The following is a 16134-nucleotide window of genomic DNA, read 5'->3' as shown; positions in this document are numbered from 1 at the left end:
TTAGTTCTGGGCCATGATTCCTGAGCCATGAGCTATATTTTGCTGCATGCTTATGGCCAGTTACTCAAGGCTCTATACTCACTTACATAAGACTAGTACCATGAAACGACGTGAAGCTTTAAAACGAATTGCACTGCTTAGTGGAGGAGCACTCTCAATGTCAACTATAACAGCCGTCATGAGTGGTTGTAGCTCCGGGCCTGGGGGGTATACACCGCAAACACTTTCGGCTCACCAAGATGAACTGGTGACCCAAATTTCTGAATTGATCATTCCCGCCACCGATACCCCTGGGGCAAAAGCGGCTAACGTAAACCAGTTTATTGACAAAATGCTCACCGACTGGAATTCAGAGGAGGAGAAGAAGCATTTCCTGGAGGGGCTTAATACCATAGATCCAACAAGCCAAGAGCTTCATGGGGCTGCTTTTCTTGACCTGTCGGAAGAGCAACAGGTCGCCGTACTCGAGCAAAAACAGCAGGAAGCCAAAGATAATCCAATGTCTACTTCCGGCCTCAAGTCTTTCTTCGATATGATGAAAGAATATACGCTCGTCGGATACTACACTTCTGAAATCGGTGCTACCCAAGAGCTCGAATGGAATCATGTTGCCGGACGGTATGATGGCTGCTATCCATATAGCGAGGTTGGACGCGCTTGGTCATCCTGACCTGAGGCATACTTTTCATCAATAATTTCACTGGCTGCTTGCCGGTTCTGTTGAATACCCATTAATTTGACGCTTAGGGAATGGAGTCGATAGCGAAGTAACGTAGGGAATTGCTTTGGTTATCGACAAACTACGATGGGATACAAATCAACAAACCGGGAGCAGCCAGTTTCCTTTTTTTAGTCATCATGCACATCTTTAAATAGGGCATCTTTAAAAAGTCACGGTAGCCTTTTTCCCCAGCAGAGTTGTTCCTTTTTGTATGAATAAATCCGCCAGTAAAAAGCCAAAAATCACCGGCGGGGATTTCTTCACGCCTTCGCTACTTTTGCCTCCGGCGGCTCACAAATCCGTAGGCCGGAGGAGATACAACCCTATTTCAGTGGCAGTGGCCCCAAGTCCAGAAAATCCCTGCTATATATGCCCTGAGTGGTAACTACTGTGGAAAAGCACCTTCTTTGTAAAGGCGAAAGAGGGGAATATCTGGGATTTTTTGGTGAGTTTTTTCCTCAACGAAAAAATGAACACCCCATTCCCCGGTTATGAGTCGTTATCTTATGGCATGATGCAAGGTGCCTGCCAGAACCGTATCACATGCAAGGTTCTTGAGGAATTCGCAGATAATGGTGCATTTGAATTACCCCATTTAAGCTTGTAAGATACTAGTAAATATTGACTTAGAATTCGTCTGAGGATGCCCTAAATATTGGACTTAGTCTCTCCAATTGGAAGAAAGCAGAATTATTGAGAGTATCTCCATAAAAAGTCCCTCTCGGTGTTTTCTGAAAGGGACTTCAATAAGTTTAAAGGAAAATATCCCTGAGGCTCCCCTACTCTAATTCTTTTATTTTAATATTTCGGAAATCCACCTTATTGCCGTGGTCCTGCAGGCCGATATATCCACGGTGGGCCGCTCCAAATTCCGGGTGCGGGGCGAACTTGCTTTCCTCCAACATCTGGTACCACTCATCGGTCCAACGCTCATATTCGACGACTTTCTCCCCGTTCATCCAGTGCTCAACATGCGCACCGTCATTTTCTACTACTATACGGATCTCATTCCACTCTCCAAAGGGATTTGCATTTTGTGGATCAGCGGGTATCAAATCATACAGTGACGTGGCTTTGCGATTCCCATTTTTTCCACGGGTGGCATCTGGGTGGTTGGCGTTGTCCAAAATCTGAATTTCCGGCGCCGACCAGTAGATGGCTTCCCCGGGCTGCTCGAGGGCCGCATAAAAAATACCGCCGTTGGCTCCTTTCGCAACTCGCCACTCTAGTTTCAGGATGTAGTCTTCAAATACTTCGTTGGTGATAATATCTCCACCCCCGCCGCCTTCCACGACTGAGAGCATCCCGTCTTCTACTACCCATCCCTGCTCAGGGAAGCTTTCTTTGTTATATCCGCGCCACCCATCGGTGGTCTCCCCGTCAAACAGGAGCTTCCATCCCTCCTGTTTTTCCTTGCTGGTCAGAGTATTGTGCTGGGCAACACTTAATGAGGTTGCCAATGCCAAACAGAGCGTTACTAAAATGATACGTTTAAAATCCATAAGAATAACGTTATATATAATTTCTGGGTTATTTAATGCTAATCAGATGTCTATGAGCAAATATCAAATATTGTTTGGATCGAGTCCCACATGCTCCAGCACCTCGTCTGGACACCCCTGCCAGTCGTTCGGCTGGTTGCCGATGTACCCGATATCCTCAATGCCGATCTTGCTCGACCAGAATCCCGAGGCCACCAGGTCCCGGAACTGGTTGAAAAAAGCAACGCCATGCTCCATTTCGGGAGCAGCAACATCGGGGTAGGCTATTTGGTCGAGCATCGTCACCTTTTCCTGCTCGCTGCAGTCAATAAACACTTTGTCGAACTGCTTCTGGCACTGCACGTCCAGCCACCGGAGCCCGCCCCGAATCGGCGTTTGGTACTGGGGGCGATCCAGCATCATAAAGTCGATAAATTCCGGCACGCCGGCATCCTCGGCATTTCCGGAACGCTCGTCTGCGGGAATGATCAGATTGGCCAGCTGGCGGACAGTCTCAAATTCGTGATCAGTGAAAAACTGGGTCTCCCACTTTTCGATATCCTCTTCGGTCACATGAGCCCAAAATCTCTCCTCGGAGCTGGTCTTGGAAGGAGGCGTCTGGCAGCCGGTCATCACAAACGTGCTGGCCAGGGTCCCCAGCGATAGTGTCTTTAACGCTTCACGTCGATCCATAATATTCGTATTGAGTCTTGAGTAGTGAGGCCTGAGTATTGGCATTAGTTTAATCTATTATAGCCCAGGGCTCGACTAGCTTAATTAAAGGTTTCCTTTATTCATCTGGTCAGCGATGTAGTTGGAGGTACGCATCGACAGGGCCAGCAGGGTCCAGGTAGTATTTTTGTGGGGTTGTGAGACAAACGGCCCGCCGTCGGCTACAAACAGGTTGTCCACATCGTGGGCCTGGCAGTATTTGTTGAGCACCGAGGTCGAGGGGTCATCGCCCATCCGCGTGGTGCCCACCTCGTGAATAATTTCTCCGGGCGTGGAGATCCCATACCCGTCCTCTTTCCCCGGCATATCCCACAGTGGCTGCCCACCCATCTCACCGATGATCTGGCGGAACGTTTGTTGCATGTGGCGCACCTGCCGGTATTCCTGGTCGCTCCACGTGTAGTTAAACCGCAGCGTCGGGATGCCCCACTCATCAACAGAATTGGGGTCAATTTCACAGTAATTGTCCTCGTAGCCAATGCTCTCTCCACGGCCGGATAACCCAACAATTGAACCGTAGTAGCGACGGTAATCCTCTTTCAGTTGCTTGCCATATCCGCCGCCCCCGTTGGGTCGATCCTGGTAGAGATCACTGTAGTTTTGTATGCCACCCATAAATCCATAACTGGGCATGCCGCGGCCACCCCACAGCTCCACGTGGTAGCCCCGGGCAAAATCGAGTTTGCTGTTGTCGCCCCACCACGGGATATACAGGTGCATCCCACCGGTCCCATCTTCGTTATGGGGTGGTGAGTCCATTAGCTGCGGGATAACCCCGGCCACGGAAGTGCCGGTCGTATCCATCAGATATTTACCTACTTTGCCGCTGGAGTTGGCCAGCCCGTCAGGAAATTCACTGGATTTGGAATTCAGCAAAAGCCGGGCTGACTCGCAGGCACTGGCGGCCAGGACCACGATCCGGGCCCGTACTTTGTATTCTTTACCATCCTCTTTGTTTACGTAGGAAACGCCAGTCGCCTTCCCATCCTGGTGGGTGATCTCCCGGGCCATAGCATGCGTGATAATCTCCAAATTGCCCGTCTCAAGGGCCGGTGGCAATAAAACAGAAGGACTTGAAAAGTTGGAGTGGGTGGAACAGCTGCGGTTGCACTGCCCGCAATAGTGGCAGGCCGCCCGGCCATTTTTAGGTTCGGTCAAAATAGAAAGCCGGGAAGGAATGCAGGGAATGCCCATATCATCGCAGGCATCCTTGATCAGGTGTTCATAGCAGCGCGGTTCCGGCGGTGGCTGGAAAATGCCACCGGGTTCGTTATAGATGCCCTCATTTGTCCCAAAAACGCCTATCAGCCGGTCAATTCGGTCGTAGTAGGGTTTGAGTTCTTCGTAGGAGATCGGCCAGTCATCGCCCATCCCGTCGATGCTGCGCACCCGGAAATCATCGGGGCCAAATCGAAGCGAAATGCGTCCCCAGTGGTTGGTGCGTCCCCCCAGCATGCGACCGCGGAACCAGTCGAAGTCGGTCCCCTCAGTCGAGCTGTAGGGTTCGCCCTCAATATCCCAACCACCAAAGCAGGCGTCGAACTCCCCGAACGGTTGTCGCCGGGTGCTGGCTCCGCGTCGCGGCGACTCGTATGGCCAGGTGAACATGGCAAACTCCTCCGAGTCGAACCACCCGCCGGCCTCCAGCATCACCACATCGGCCCCGGCTTTGGTAAGCTCGTGGGCTGCCATACCACCGCCTGCTCCCGATCCTATGATACACACATCGTACTGCTTCGAACTTTCTTTAATCTGCATTTATCTTACTATCCCCATTTTTTTAGAATCAGTGCAAAAATTATTTGATATTCCCCTAGTTCTGAGAAGATATCGAAGGCTAAGCACCAACTTTTTCGAGCAACGCCTTGGTAGCTTTTATACCTTCATATTCACTAAGTTCGCTTCCCTCATATTCAACACCTACGTAGCCGGTATATCCAGCCTCTTCAACAATGGAAAGCATTTTCTCAAAATCTATCGTGGTTTCGTTGCCACTGGAGTCAAAATTGTAGCTTTTGGCACTAACCCCTTTGGCATACGGCATTAACAGCCGTGTTCCCTTGTAACGATCATAGGACTCATTTTCAGAGATGTTAAAGTTGCCAAAATCAGGTAGGGTTCCACAACGAGGGTGATCTACTTGTTTCATCACACCGACCAGCCATTCAGCATTACTGGAGAGACCGCCGTGATTTTCCACAATCACGTTGATGTCATGCTGAGCCGCAAACTCCGTCAGGCTTCGAAGGCCATCTGCCGCCCTGCTCATCTGCTCATCCCAGCTGCCACGACTCTGTGCATTTACACGTATGGAGTGACATCCCAGGTACTTGGCCGCAGTAACCCATTTATAGTGATTTTCTACTGCTTGTTGTCTTTCGCCTGAATCAGGATCGCCAAGAGCTCCTTCCCCGTCACACATAATTAGTACGCTTCGTACTCCATTATCATCGGCACGCTGTTTCATCTGTTTGAGGTAAGAGGTATCCTCGGCCTTATCCTTAAAAAACTGGTTTACATATTCTACGGCACTAATTCCAAATTCATTTTTGGCAGTAGCAGCAAAATCAAGATTATCCAATTCTCCCCCAAACAGTGCCTTGTGCAATGACCACTGAGCAAGTGAAATGTCAAAAAACAGATCATTATTGGAGCTGGAAAAAAGGCTACCCGCCGGCAAACTTGTTAATGCGGCTGTTCCCAGCATCGCTTTCCCGACTGTTGTTAAAAAAGTCCTTCTATCCTGATTCATTAAATTTCCCCTCGTTCATTAATGTTTATTTTATCGGTATTAATGTGTCGACTTGTTTGCAAAAAATCCAGTTGTTTATGCAAATTTATTTAAAATGGTAAAACATTTTACCACCACTGACTCTAAGATTAAATAACAGATCGTTTAGGATTCGATCGTACGAACCGAAATGGTAAACGCCTTTTGAGGGTTTTCCCTTACCAGCATATCAATTTCTTCCTCTGTAAAACCGGCGCGTTTAAGTCGGGGGATAAACTGCTCAAAAATATAGGTATAGGGATCAAAATCGCCCGGGCTTCCACCCGGTTGCCCCACCCTGTACCAGCCAGCATCGTGAGAAATGAGAACCCGATCCAGCAAACCATCCTGCCTCATGCTGTTTATGAGCTTGAAATGATAGTCCGCTGAGCCGGGCCCGATGCCGTCAAACTCGACCCATGCCCCCTCTCGAGCTGCCTCTTGGTGAATTTTGCTATCGTCTTCATTTTGGGCATGAATCCAGATAAAAGCTGAGGGATCTATGCCGTGGTCCTGCAAAATTTCAAGCTGTTCCAAAGCTGTGGCGCCGTCGGGGGTATGCACACCTATGGTGAGCCCGCTGGCCTTGTGCGTTTGGGCCGCTGCATGCAAAAGCTTTTGCCCGGTTTCAGAAATTGGACTCTCATCCACCCGCATCTTGATAAATCCCGGTTTCACACCGGTATCTCCAATCCCTTCCTTCCATTCCGTGATCCATCTTGCCGCCAGTTGACCTGCCGATTCTTCATAAACGTGATTCGGTAGAAACTGCCCTTTTTCATCACCGTAGTATCCGGTATTTGTTAACAAATTGAGGCCGGTTTCCTCAGACAGTCTTTTGAGTAATGCCGGATCTCGCCCCAGGTAATTGGGTGTACATTCAATTAGTGTTTGTCCCCCAGATTTCCAAAAATCCTGCAGAAAGGGCTTTACCATTGTAGCTACAGAATCGAGATCATAGCGGTCTTTACTAACGCTATCCGCCCCGATAAAATCCACCATGATATGCTCGTGTGGCAGTGTGGTTCCAAGTGCTGAAGGGGTAACTGGACCTTTTACCGTCATTACCTTGCCAGTGTGTTGGGCAACAGATGAATTGAATTGAAGGGCAAAAATAAAAAGTATTCCTAAAACTATAGATATTCCTGATAACTTATTTTGTGTCATAGCATTAACAAGTTTATTAAAAACTATCTTTGATTCCTCATCTCGAATAATATTGGTGTATCGTCATTCCTGGCAATGAATAACACCGGCTTTCCCAACCCGTTTAATTCTATGATTTTACGTATTTCGCCTTCCGTCTTAAACCCGGATAATCCCGGTTCAACAGGAGTCAACTCTCCTTTGTTTACCGTAATTGTAACACCGTAACTCGCATCATAAATACCTATCTCTGGTTTAACATTATGCAAATTTCCACCCATTAAAATTTCTGTCTTTTCATCACCATTCAAATCGCCGGCATAGATCCCATACATTGGGGATAGCTGGGCTTCCATGGGGAGCTCCTCAATCTGGAAGCTGCCGGATCCCATGTTCCATCCAACCACACTGGCCAACTGGTAGGCAACCGAATGGTCGGAATTATCTAGCATCTCCTTTGAAAAAATATCGTGTACATTTTCACCGGCAAAAGATTCATAGTCCGGATATTTTGATTCGAGTGAAGGAATTTGGTCTATCAAATTATGGCGCAGGGCCATAGGGTAGGCTTCCCCATCTTTTTGGATGGTGAGGACCTGCTCTACTGTGCCACTCTGATCAAAATCTCCGGTCCACAGTTGGGCCGGTTTCTCTTTTGAGGCTTCAAAACGGGAGTTCAATCCATGGTTGCCTGCCACAAAATCGAGGTCCCCATCCCGATCCAAGTCGTAAAATAATACGGATTTCCACCACCCGTCTGTTGAGTCAAGTCCAGCCGTAGTGTTTACTTTTTGAAGGCTCCCGTTCTCATTTTTAAATAAAGTCAACGGCATCCATTCCCCCGCTAATAGCAGATCAAGATCCTTATCATTGTCCACATCCCCCCACTGGGCATCGGTTATCATCCCGGTCTCCATCAGGGCCGGCGCTGCCTGTTTAGTGACATCCTCAAACTGTCCATTTCCATCATTGGCAAGCAGGTATCCCCGAACCTTCGTTCCCACTGCAAAGGGGCGCAGCCGAACTCCCACAAAAAGATCGATGTCACCATCCCCATCGTAATCCGCAGCACTAACGGTGCTGCTCGATTCATACTGCCATCCGGGCAACGGCTGTTGCGATTTTATAAAGCTCCCATTTCCATCATTGATGTAGAGCCGATCTCCCAGTGCTGAGCTGCTTGCCGGGAATTCATTACCTCCACTGGCCACATAGAGGTCTGGGTCGCCGTCTCCTTCCGCATCGAACCACGTGCAGGCAGTGTCCTCGCTCTGACGGTCACTGGCTATTGCTTCATTGGAAGTGGAAGAAAATTGCCCGTTCTCCTGCTGTAAAAATACTGTTCCCGGCTGGTCTTTTGCTCCGCCCAGATATAAATCCTTCAAGCCATCCCTGTTCACATCGGCACTGCACACCGGTGGACCCTCAGTAGATCGCATGTGAAACAGAAGCTTGTCTCTTTTAAAATCTACAAACCCATTTTCACGGTGTTTCCAATCAAGGATCTGGTTTGCCTGTATCTTTTGGATGTATGGCTTTGGGGGAGCCTTATCATTTTGAGGTGTCACAAATTTATAGGACTCACCAATTTTTTCAACATCAAATGCAAGTAGAGTATCAACGGGCAAGTTATAGTGTAATGTTTTTTGCCCTTGCGGCCAGCGGATCATCAATGAATCCAGCTTAGATATTGCTTTTCCCAACCCAAAATGGATCCTTGAATCCATGGTTGACTGGAATCCCCTGATCGGCATCTGTTCGGCAAACCAGTGCTTTCCATCAGCCCATGCAGTGAGCTGGGCACCAAGTGCATTGCTGTTTTGCGCTGTTCCCTTTATATCAACCATCAGCCAATGATTTTCAGGCCTGATTTGCGTTACCCTGTTTTCGTAGATCGAGGCCTCACTGTTCAGGTTATTGATTACCAGGTCAAGATCACCGTCGTTATCCAGGTCCCCGTATGCCGAACCATTGGAGAATCCAGGCTGGTCCAATCCCCATGCCCCGGTTGAGTCGGCAAATTGCATATTGCCCCGATTTTGGAAGGCGTAGTTTGCAATCGGAGTCGATGGAACCATTTCAATCAGGCGTTTAAAATCGACATTTTGATCACTGACGATTCGGCGAACCATATCCTCTTTTGAGATTTTCTCCAGGTAATCAAGATTTGTGATATCCTGGTAGATACCGTTGGCCACAAAGATGTCCCGGCGACCATCCATGTCCAAATCAGCAATATTGGCTCCCCAGCTCCAGTCGGTGGCCTCGACCCCCGCCCAGCGACCTACTTCGCTAAATGTGCCGTCGGTGTTATTGAGCTGCAGGGTATTCCGTGTAAATTGGTGAAAATAATCGTTCTCCACGTAATTTCGGTAGTTGGCCCAGTCATCAAAGGTGGTCACTTTTTTAAGGCGCTCTTCCCGTTCCGGGAGCATATCCGTGACAAAAATTTCGGGATACCCATCCCCACTCAGATCCGCCACATCAGCCCCCATAGAGGCCGCACTGATGCTGTTTATCTGCTCCTCCAGCACTTCCCGGAAGGTGCCATCACGATTATTTATGTAGAGATAATCGCGCTCAAAAAAGTCATTTGATATGTACATATCCGACCAGCCGTCACGGTTGATATCTGCCACAGAAACGCCCAGTCCAAAACCGATTTCACTGTTGTAAATGCCCGCTTCTTCCGTCACTTCCACAAATCGACCGCCCTCATTTCGGTAGAGTTTGTCCCCACCCTGGCTGTCCGAAGTGCCCCTGTTATTTTCCTCGAGGTCAAAACTGCCAATGGCACGAAAAGAGTTGTTCACCAGATACAGATCCAGATCTCCATCCTGGTCATAATCAAAAAAAGAGCCGTGAATGGAGAGCGCAGGATCATCTATACCGTATTCAGCCGCTCGTTCGGTGAATGTTGAATCCCCGTTGTTGATAAAAAGCTCATTTCGCTTGTCGTCCCCTTCTATGATGCCGGAATTACAAACATAAATATCCAGCAGCCCGTCCCCGTTGATGTCGACCATACTGACGCCAGTCGACCATGCCCGCGTGCCGGCTACTCCCGCTTTATCAGTAATATCCTCGAAACTCATATTTCCCTTGTTCAGGTACAGTTTGTTCTCCTCCATGTTTGAGGTAAAATACAGATCCTGCAGTCCGTCATTGTTGATATCTCCCACGGCAACTCCACCACCATTATAGTAGTTTCGATAGCGATAAATGTTAAATTCCGGATCGAATGTGAGATCATTTGAAAAGGTAACATTCGTCTGGCTTGAAGGAAGGAGTTTGAATAGGGCATTGCTGTTTGTACCCGCATTCTCTTCCCTTCCACACCCCGCAAGAGCTACCAGGGAAAGAGAAACGGCAAGTAATACTACTCGGTGAATCATGTTACTCCTCTTCGGCTTTTTGAATCTGGCTTAGCACGTCAAGATCAGTATATACAACCGCTACTTGCATATTATCATCCATCTGGTAGATCGCTATTCTTTTATTGCCGTCAATGAGGATATGTGCAGGGACGCCTTTTTCGGGATGCGTCATTTTTTGGAAACGGTTGTTATACCGCTCCTGGAAAACTTTCAAGATATCCTGTTCTAAGCTATCTGCCCAAAGATCTTTATTCCAGGGGGCCCACCCTGTGTAGGAGTATTTTACCGGCATACTGTAAATTGAATCCTGGTGAAAAAGAGGATAAAAATTTTTTTTGGCCCTGCTTTTCAGGTTGTCCACTTCGTAACGAACCGACTCGTTATTGTTGCCTTCACGAACAACCTTTTGGCTATTGAGCTTCCAGCTGTGATCGTAAAACTCATCTCGGGTCATACCAAAATGATATCCAAGAAACAGGCTGTCATTTTGGGTTCCCTTTTGGTAGTGTCGGTCCACGAGCTGTTCATATGCAGATTTCTGCTCGCATGAGATATAACAGCAAGAAATCAGGGCAAAAGAAAAAATCAACAGTACCTTTCGATTCATATAAATCAGTTTTGTCTTTAATTTAGATAGTTAAATAGCATGTGAGATTAATGGGGAATTGACTGGGTTAAATTTTCCTTGCTTATTTTAAACCAAACCGGAGTATCATCATTTCGAACTACTACGTAAACAGTACCCGTTCCCGTTTTAAGTTTGTGAATAGAACGAATTTCACCTTCCACGGTAAATCCGGATTTTAAGTGAGGTACGACAGTGAGATCTTCATTTCCTTCGACCTGTATTGTTGTGCCAAAACTGGCATCATACCGGCCGATCTGTGGTTTAACGTGGTATAAGTTCCCTGCAGTATAGAGCCTGCTTTTCAATGTATCGATCTGGATAGCATATATCGGTGAAAACTGGGCTTCCACCGGCAAAGTTCGAGGTTCAAACGATTTCCCGTTCCTGTTCCAAAAAATGGTAGACTTGGTGGTGTAAATTTTTCGTTCTGTCATATCCTGTGTTTCCAAACCGGTCAACAGTTCATCGATAGTCACATCGGCATATGAGTTGAAAGAGGGATAATTCTTCTCCAGCGACGGAATCTGGCTAAGCAGATCTTGTCGCAAAACAATCGGGATTCCCACACCGTCAACAGTTGTGGAGGTGAGCTGCTCAATTATCCCATTTCTGTCAATATCTCCGGCTTGTAATATCATGGGTTCACTTTTGCTGGCCTTGTACATTGAATTGAGCCCTTGGTTGCCGGCAATAATTTCGGGATAGCCGTCGTGGTTAAGATCTGCAGTTTCCACGCTTTGCCACCAGCCGTTTGTACTGTCCAGCCTCAAGGCTTCGGTCTGTTCCTTAAACGTGGCCCGCCCTGTTTCGTCTAATCGGTTTTGAAATATTCGAACTGGCATCCACTCTCCTACTACAATTAAATCTTGATCGCCGTCAAGATCATAATCAAACCACCTGCTGGCTGTTATGGGACCTGAATCCTTGAGTTCCATGGCAAACTCTTCCGTTCGGTCAGAAAACGATCCGCTACCATCATTCTCAAGCAGTTTCCCTTCAACCGGGAGGCCGTAAGCAAAAGTTTTTTGCCGCGTTCCCACATGAAGATCATAATCTCCATCAGCGTCGAAATCAGCTGCCTGTACCGTTGAAGTAGGACTATAAATACTCGATGGCAATACGCCTTCCGCTTTGATCCAGCCTTCTCCGGAATCATTAATATACAGACGATCTGCTATCGCCGAAGAGCTTGAAGGAAATTCACTGCCTCCACTGCCCACATACAGGTCAGCGTCGCCATCCCCATCGGAATCAAAGAACGTACATGCCGTATCCTCCGACTGGCGATCTGTTGCAAAAACTTCAGATGCTACAGGTTCAAACTTCATTCCCTCCCTTTGCATGTAAAGAGAACCGGGCTGCCCTTTTGCACCGCCCAGATAGAGGTCATCCAAACCGTCACCGTTCAGATCTGCAACACAGGCTGCGGGTCCCTGGGTGGAAAGCATGTGGAAGAGTAGTTTCTCCCGCTCAAAGTCAACAAAGGGGTTCTCGTTGTGAACATAGTCGATCTGTACCTTATCAGTAATATTTTGTAACTCTGAACGGGTATTTTGGAGACTTTGATCAACTCCTGATATTCCATCTTCTCGAACCGATTGTTCTAAAACGTACACATCATTCGCCGAAACTTGTGTTAACAACGTATCAGTACCCTCCGGCCAGATAACTTTGAGAGAATCTACCTGATTATTATTTCCAAGCCCAAAGTGTACGCGGTGGTCAATACTGGACAGATAGCCCCGATTAGGCATCTGCTCGCGGTAAAAAACCTCATCACCTGCCCAAAGTGTCAGTTGAGTTCCTACCGCCCCAGTATTTGGCCTATTTCCCTTTAGGTCAACCTGGAGCCAATTATGAGCTGCTTTGAGCGTATCAGTACGATTTCGATAAACAGATGCTGCTTCATTCACATTATTAACAACCAAGTCCAAATCCCCATCATTGTCAAGGTCACCGTATGCGGCGCCATTCGAAAATCCAGGCTTATCAAGTCCCCATTCCTCCGCACTGTTTTTAAACTGGTAAGAGCCTGCAGCATTAAATGCATAATTGCTAACCGGTGTGGATGGTATATCCGCAAAAAGCTGTTTAACCTCCATTTCACCCTCTGCAACCGATCGCACCCTTTCCATGCTGCGATTGTCACTCACGTAATCCTGGTTGGTGAGATCTTTGTAAATTCCATTTGTCACATAGATATCATTTCGGCCATCCATATCCAGGTCTGCAATAAGTGCCGCCCAGCTCCAATCAGTAGCATATACTCCCGCTAAACGACCAATTTCGCTGAACTGAACTGTCGCACTTTTTCCAGTCTGATTCAGGTTCAAGGAACCCCGATTCAGCTGTAATGTATTCCTAACAAATTGATGATAATATCCCTGGTTTGCACGCCCTATGTAATCATTCCAAAAGTCGAATGTGGTGGTGGATTTTTGACGAGCTAATCCCTCCGGCAGCATATCAGTAACATAGATATCAGGTCTTGTATCGCCGTTAATATCGGCCATGTCACCTCCCATAGAACTGAGGCTGATCGACTTCATCATCGAAGGTAATTGCTCAGAAAATGTGCCATCTTGATTATTTAGATAGAGGTAGTCCCGTTCAAAATAATCGTTTGAAATATAGATATCCGGCCAGTGATCCGCGTTTATGTCACCGACCATCACGTCCAGCCCAAACCCGATGGCACTACTGTAAATTCCGGCTTGTTGCGTCACTTCCGTAAAATGAGTTGTTGAACTGCCCTGTTTCGAGATCATCTCATTCCGAAACAGCCTATCTCCACCTTTGGGATCTGGATTCGTACGGTTCCCGGTTCGCATTGAGGCGCCGGTTACAGGTTCAAATGAGTTGCTCAACAAATACATATCCAGATCCCCATCCCGATCGTAATCAAAGAATGTAGCATCGTGGGAAAGCCCCGTTACATCTACACGCCACTCTTCAGCCTTCTCAGTAAACGTCAGGTCACCGTTGTTTATAAACAGCTCATTGTGCCGGTTTTTCCCTCCCGGACTCCCGGATTTACAAACGTAAATATCGAGCCATCCGTCTCCATTCACATCTGCTATACTAACGCCTGTCGACCATACCCCCTCGGAGGCCACGCCGGCTTGTTCAGTAATGTCTTTAAATTTAAAATTTCCCTGATTTAGATAGAGCTTGTTGGGAACCTGATTCCCGGTGAAAAAAATATCTACATTGCCATCGTTGTTAAAATCCCCAAGACCTACACCACCACCGTTAAAAAAATTTCGATACGTATACGGATTAAGTTTAGAGGTATAATCAAGCTGATTTTTAAAGCTGATATTGGTCTCTGAACTTGGAAGTCGTTCAAATAGTTCGGTCTCGCTGGAATCCGATGAGTAACATCCGTTTAACGAAATTAAATAAAAGAGACAGAGTATATAGAGAAAAAAAGAAAATCTGCTCATCAAAGTACAGCTTGGTACAAATTAACCGTGCTCTTTGTAAAGAATGCAAGATATCATAAAAAAAGAAACATGCAGTCTCCTGCATGTTTCTTTAATATAATTTATGCCATTAAAACAGGTACTTATCCTTGATAGTCGCCAGGATTTTGTACCAGGTTGTTATTGGCTTCAAGCTGATCTCGTGGGATCGGGAATACATTTCTCCAATCTGGAGAGGTCTGCTTGAATTTCCACGAATCATTGAATTCGGTTGCCCCTTCATCACCTTCAAACCGGATCAGGTCCTGTCGGCGAAAGATCTCATAGAACATTTCACGGCCGCGTTCTGCTAGCAGGCGATCTGCCGTTAAGCTGTTAAAGTCATCCACACCTGCACGATTTCTGACCATATTGACAAGGCGCAGAGCTTCTGCGTCACTGTTATCCATACGCCATAAAGCTTCCGCTTTCATGAGCAGTACATCGGTGTAGCGATAGATCGGGAAGTCATTGTTCATGTTGGAAGTAGCTCCAATCTCGAACTTAAACTTGCCGACCCGTGCACCCGCTTGGCGGAGTCCGTTGGGCTCTAGATTAAAAATCTGGGGATGGAAGCTGATCGGTGCACCATTGGGATCGGCAGCGGTTGCCCCATCATCGGAGATCCGTTCCCCGGAAGTGCTGAATGCCGGCCCAACAATGAAGTTGCTAAGCCTGTCATCCAGGGTACCCTGTACCTCTTCAACACCCGGAGTCTCCTCCGAAGTTGGTTCAATACCAAATACAGTACCCTGTGGACCTGGATTTTGCTGTGGATCGATGTAGGAGCGGTAGAACTCTTCCATGGTTGCATAACCATTCCATGGCTGAGCCTGCAGTTCAAACATCGATTGGGCGGCAACGTGATTGGTCATCATCACCATGTTGAAACCCTGCAGGAACACCTGGTCGTATGGCACGGCGAAGATAAATTCCGGCGACCCTTCGTTATTTACGACAAAGTTATCTTCATAATTTGCCGCCATGCTAAAGTTACCGGAATCAATGATGGCGTTGGCTTGTGTAACTACATCAGACCAACGCTCAGTGCCTGTGTAGACCTCAGCATTGAGGTACAGCTTGGCAAGAATCATGTGGGCAACCCACTTGTTGACACGCCCGTAGGTTGAACCGACATCCTCGCTGAGCTGATCCATATTTGCCGTTACTTCATCTTCAACAAAATTGAATACAGCGGTACGACCCTCCTGGAAGTTTTGGCTTGGCTGGGATGGGTTCTCATCTGCACCTTCAAACTGTGTAATGATTGGCACATTACCGAAGTTATCGAGCAACTGCAGGTAGTAAAACGCCCGCAGCACTTTCAGTTCTGCGATAAATCCAGCGGCGTCTTCCTGCGATACCGTTCCCTCTTCAACTAATGATTCGAATTGAAAAATCAGGCGGTTACAGTTGTTAACGCCGGAGTAGAGATCCAGCCACGCGTTATTAATGTTTGGATCGTCATAGGCGAAAGTGTGCCGCTTCATACGGATCCATACACCACCATCTTCCCAGTCAGCCCCTTTCTGGGTAACAATCATCTCATCCGTCGAGATTTCGTTGTTAGATGAGTTACCGTTATGTCCACCCCAACGAGAAAGTGGGCCATACGCATCACCCAGTGCAGAGACGAATTCCTGGTCTGTTTGGAAGAAGTTTTCTGAAGTCACCTGATCATCCACGGTCTCGGTCAGATCAGTACAAGAGCCGAGCGTAAAGACTACTGTAAGAAGCAGCAGCCCCACGTATCTACTTAGTTTATTCATCTTATCTGAAAACATAGATTCTAAATTTTTTATTCTCATTATACAA

Annotated in this window: 10 protein-coding genes; 1 reads left to right on the top strand and 9 read right to left on the bottom strand. The window is 47.3% G+C overall.

The window, feature by feature from the left end:
• Positions 1–100 precede the first annotated feature (100 nt).
• Positions 101–670: a gluconate 2-dehydrogenase subunit 3 family protein gene (locus tag NC796_RS15445; protein WP_310685659.1), complete on the top strand. Its 570-nt coding sequence runs from the start codon at positions 101–103 to the stop codon at positions 668–670.
• A gap of 830 nt (positions 671–1500) precedes the next feature.
• Here the strand turns inward: NC796_RS15445 and NC796_RS15440 are convergent.
• The 9 genes from NC796_RS15440 to NC796_RS15400 form a co-directional block, all read right to left on the bottom strand.
• On the bottom strand, positions 1501–2223 hold the full coding sequence (locus NC796_RS15440; protein WP_310685657.1) for a DUF1080 domain-containing protein: 723 nt from the start codon (positions 2221–2223) through the stop codon (positions 1501–1503).
• A gap of 63 nt (positions 2224–2286) precedes the next feature.
• Complete coding sequence (locus NC796_RS15435; protein WP_310685655.1) at positions 2287–2895, bottom strand: gluconate 2-dehydrogenase subunit 3 family protein; 609 nt, start codon at positions 2893–2895, stop codon at positions 2287–2289.
• An 84-nt stretch (positions 2896–2979) separates the two neighbouring features.
• Complete coding sequence (locus NC796_RS15430) at positions 2980–4692, bottom strand: GMC family oxidoreductase (RefSeq protein ID WP_310685654.1); 1713 nt, start codon at positions 4690–4692, stop codon at positions 2980–2982.
• A 79-nt stretch (positions 4693–4771) separates the two neighbouring features.
• Positions 4772–5686 carry a sugar phosphate isomerase/epimerase family protein gene (locus tag NC796_RS15425; protein WP_310685652.1) on the bottom strand — a complete coding sequence of 305 codons (915 nt, stop codon included), beginning with the start codon at positions 5684–5686 and terminating at the stop codon, positions 4772–4774.
• 144 nt (positions 5687–5830) lie between these two features.
• Complete coding sequence (locus NC796_RS15420) at positions 5831–6769, bottom strand: hypothetical protein (protein ID WP_310685651.1); 939 nt, start codon at positions 6767–6769, stop codon at positions 5831–5833.
• A 125-nt stretch (positions 6770–6894) separates the two neighbouring features.
• Positions 6895–10245, bottom strand: a complete 3351-nt coding sequence (locus tag NC796_RS15415; RefSeq protein ID WP_310685650.1) for a VCBS repeat-containing protein — start codon at positions 10243–10245, stop codon at positions 6895–6897.
• 1 nt (position 10246) lies between these two features.
• Entirely contained in the window at positions 10247–10834 is a 588-nt protein-coding gene (locus NC796_RS15410; protein WP_310685648.1) for a hypothetical protein, read from the bottom strand.
• 47 nt (positions 10835–10881) lie between these two features.
• Positions 10882–14301 carry a VCBS repeat-containing protein gene (locus NC796_RS15405; protein WP_310685647.1) on the bottom strand — a complete coding sequence of 1140 codons (3420 nt, stop codon included), beginning with the start codon at positions 14299–14301 and terminating at the stop codon, positions 10882–10884.
• A gap of 122 nt (positions 14302–14423) precedes the next feature.
• A complete protein-coding gene (locus tag NC796_RS15400; RefSeq protein ID WP_310685646.1) occupies positions 14424–16088 on the bottom strand; it encodes a RagB/SusD family nutrient uptake outer membrane protein in 1665 nt (554 codons plus the stop codon).
• Positions 16089–16134 lie beyond the last annotated feature (46 nt).

The organism is Aliifodinibius sp. S!AR15-10 (assembly GCF_031569985.1).
Classification (GTDB): Bacteria; Bacteroidota; Rhodothermia; order Balneolales; family Balneolaceae; genus JAMQKA01.
Note: the sequence above shows the minus strand (reverse complement) of the source record. Positions and strands in the feature narration are given on the sequence as shown.

Bases quoted from the DNA above. Each gene is read 5' to 3' on its own strand.
- NC796_RS15445 (WP_310685659.1), top strand. From the start codon at position 101: ATGAAACGACGTGAAGCTTTAAAACGAATTGCACTGCTTAGTGGAGGA.
- NC796_RS15440 (WP_310685657.1), bottom strand. From the start codon at position 2,223: ATGGATTTTAAACGTATCATTTTAGTAACGCTCTGTTTGGCATTGGCA.
- NC796_RS15435 (WP_310685655.1), bottom strand. From the start codon at position 2,895: ATGGATCGACGTGAAGCGTTAAAGACACTATCGCTGGGGACCCTGGCC.
- NC796_RS15430 (WP_310685654.1), bottom strand. From the start codon at position 4,692: ATGCAGATTAAAGAAAGTTCGAAGCAGTACGATGTGTGTATCATAGGA.
- NC796_RS15425 (WP_310685652.1), bottom strand. From the start codon at position 5,686: ATGAATCAGGATAGAAGGACTTTTTTAACAACAGTCGGGAAAGCGATG.
- NC796_RS15420 (WP_310685651.1), bottom strand. From the start codon at position 6,769: ATGACGGTAAAAGGTCCAGTTACCCCTTCAGCACTTGGAACCACACTG.
- NC796_RS15415 (WP_310685650.1), bottom strand. From the start codon at position 10,245: ATGATTCACCGAGTAGTATTACTTGCCGTTTCTCTTTCCCTGGTAGCT.
- NC796_RS15410 (WP_310685648.1), bottom strand. From the start codon at position 10,834: ATGAATCGAAAGGTACTGTTGATTTTTTCTTTTGCCCTGATTTCTTGC.
- NC796_RS15405 (WP_310685647.1), bottom strand. From the start codon at position 14,301: ATGAGCAGATTTTCTTTTTTTCTCTATATACTCTGTCTCTTTTATTTA.
- NC796_RS15400 (WP_310685646.1), bottom strand. From the start codon at position 16,088: ATGAATAAACTAAGTAGATACGTGGGGCTGCTGCTTCTTACAGTAGTC.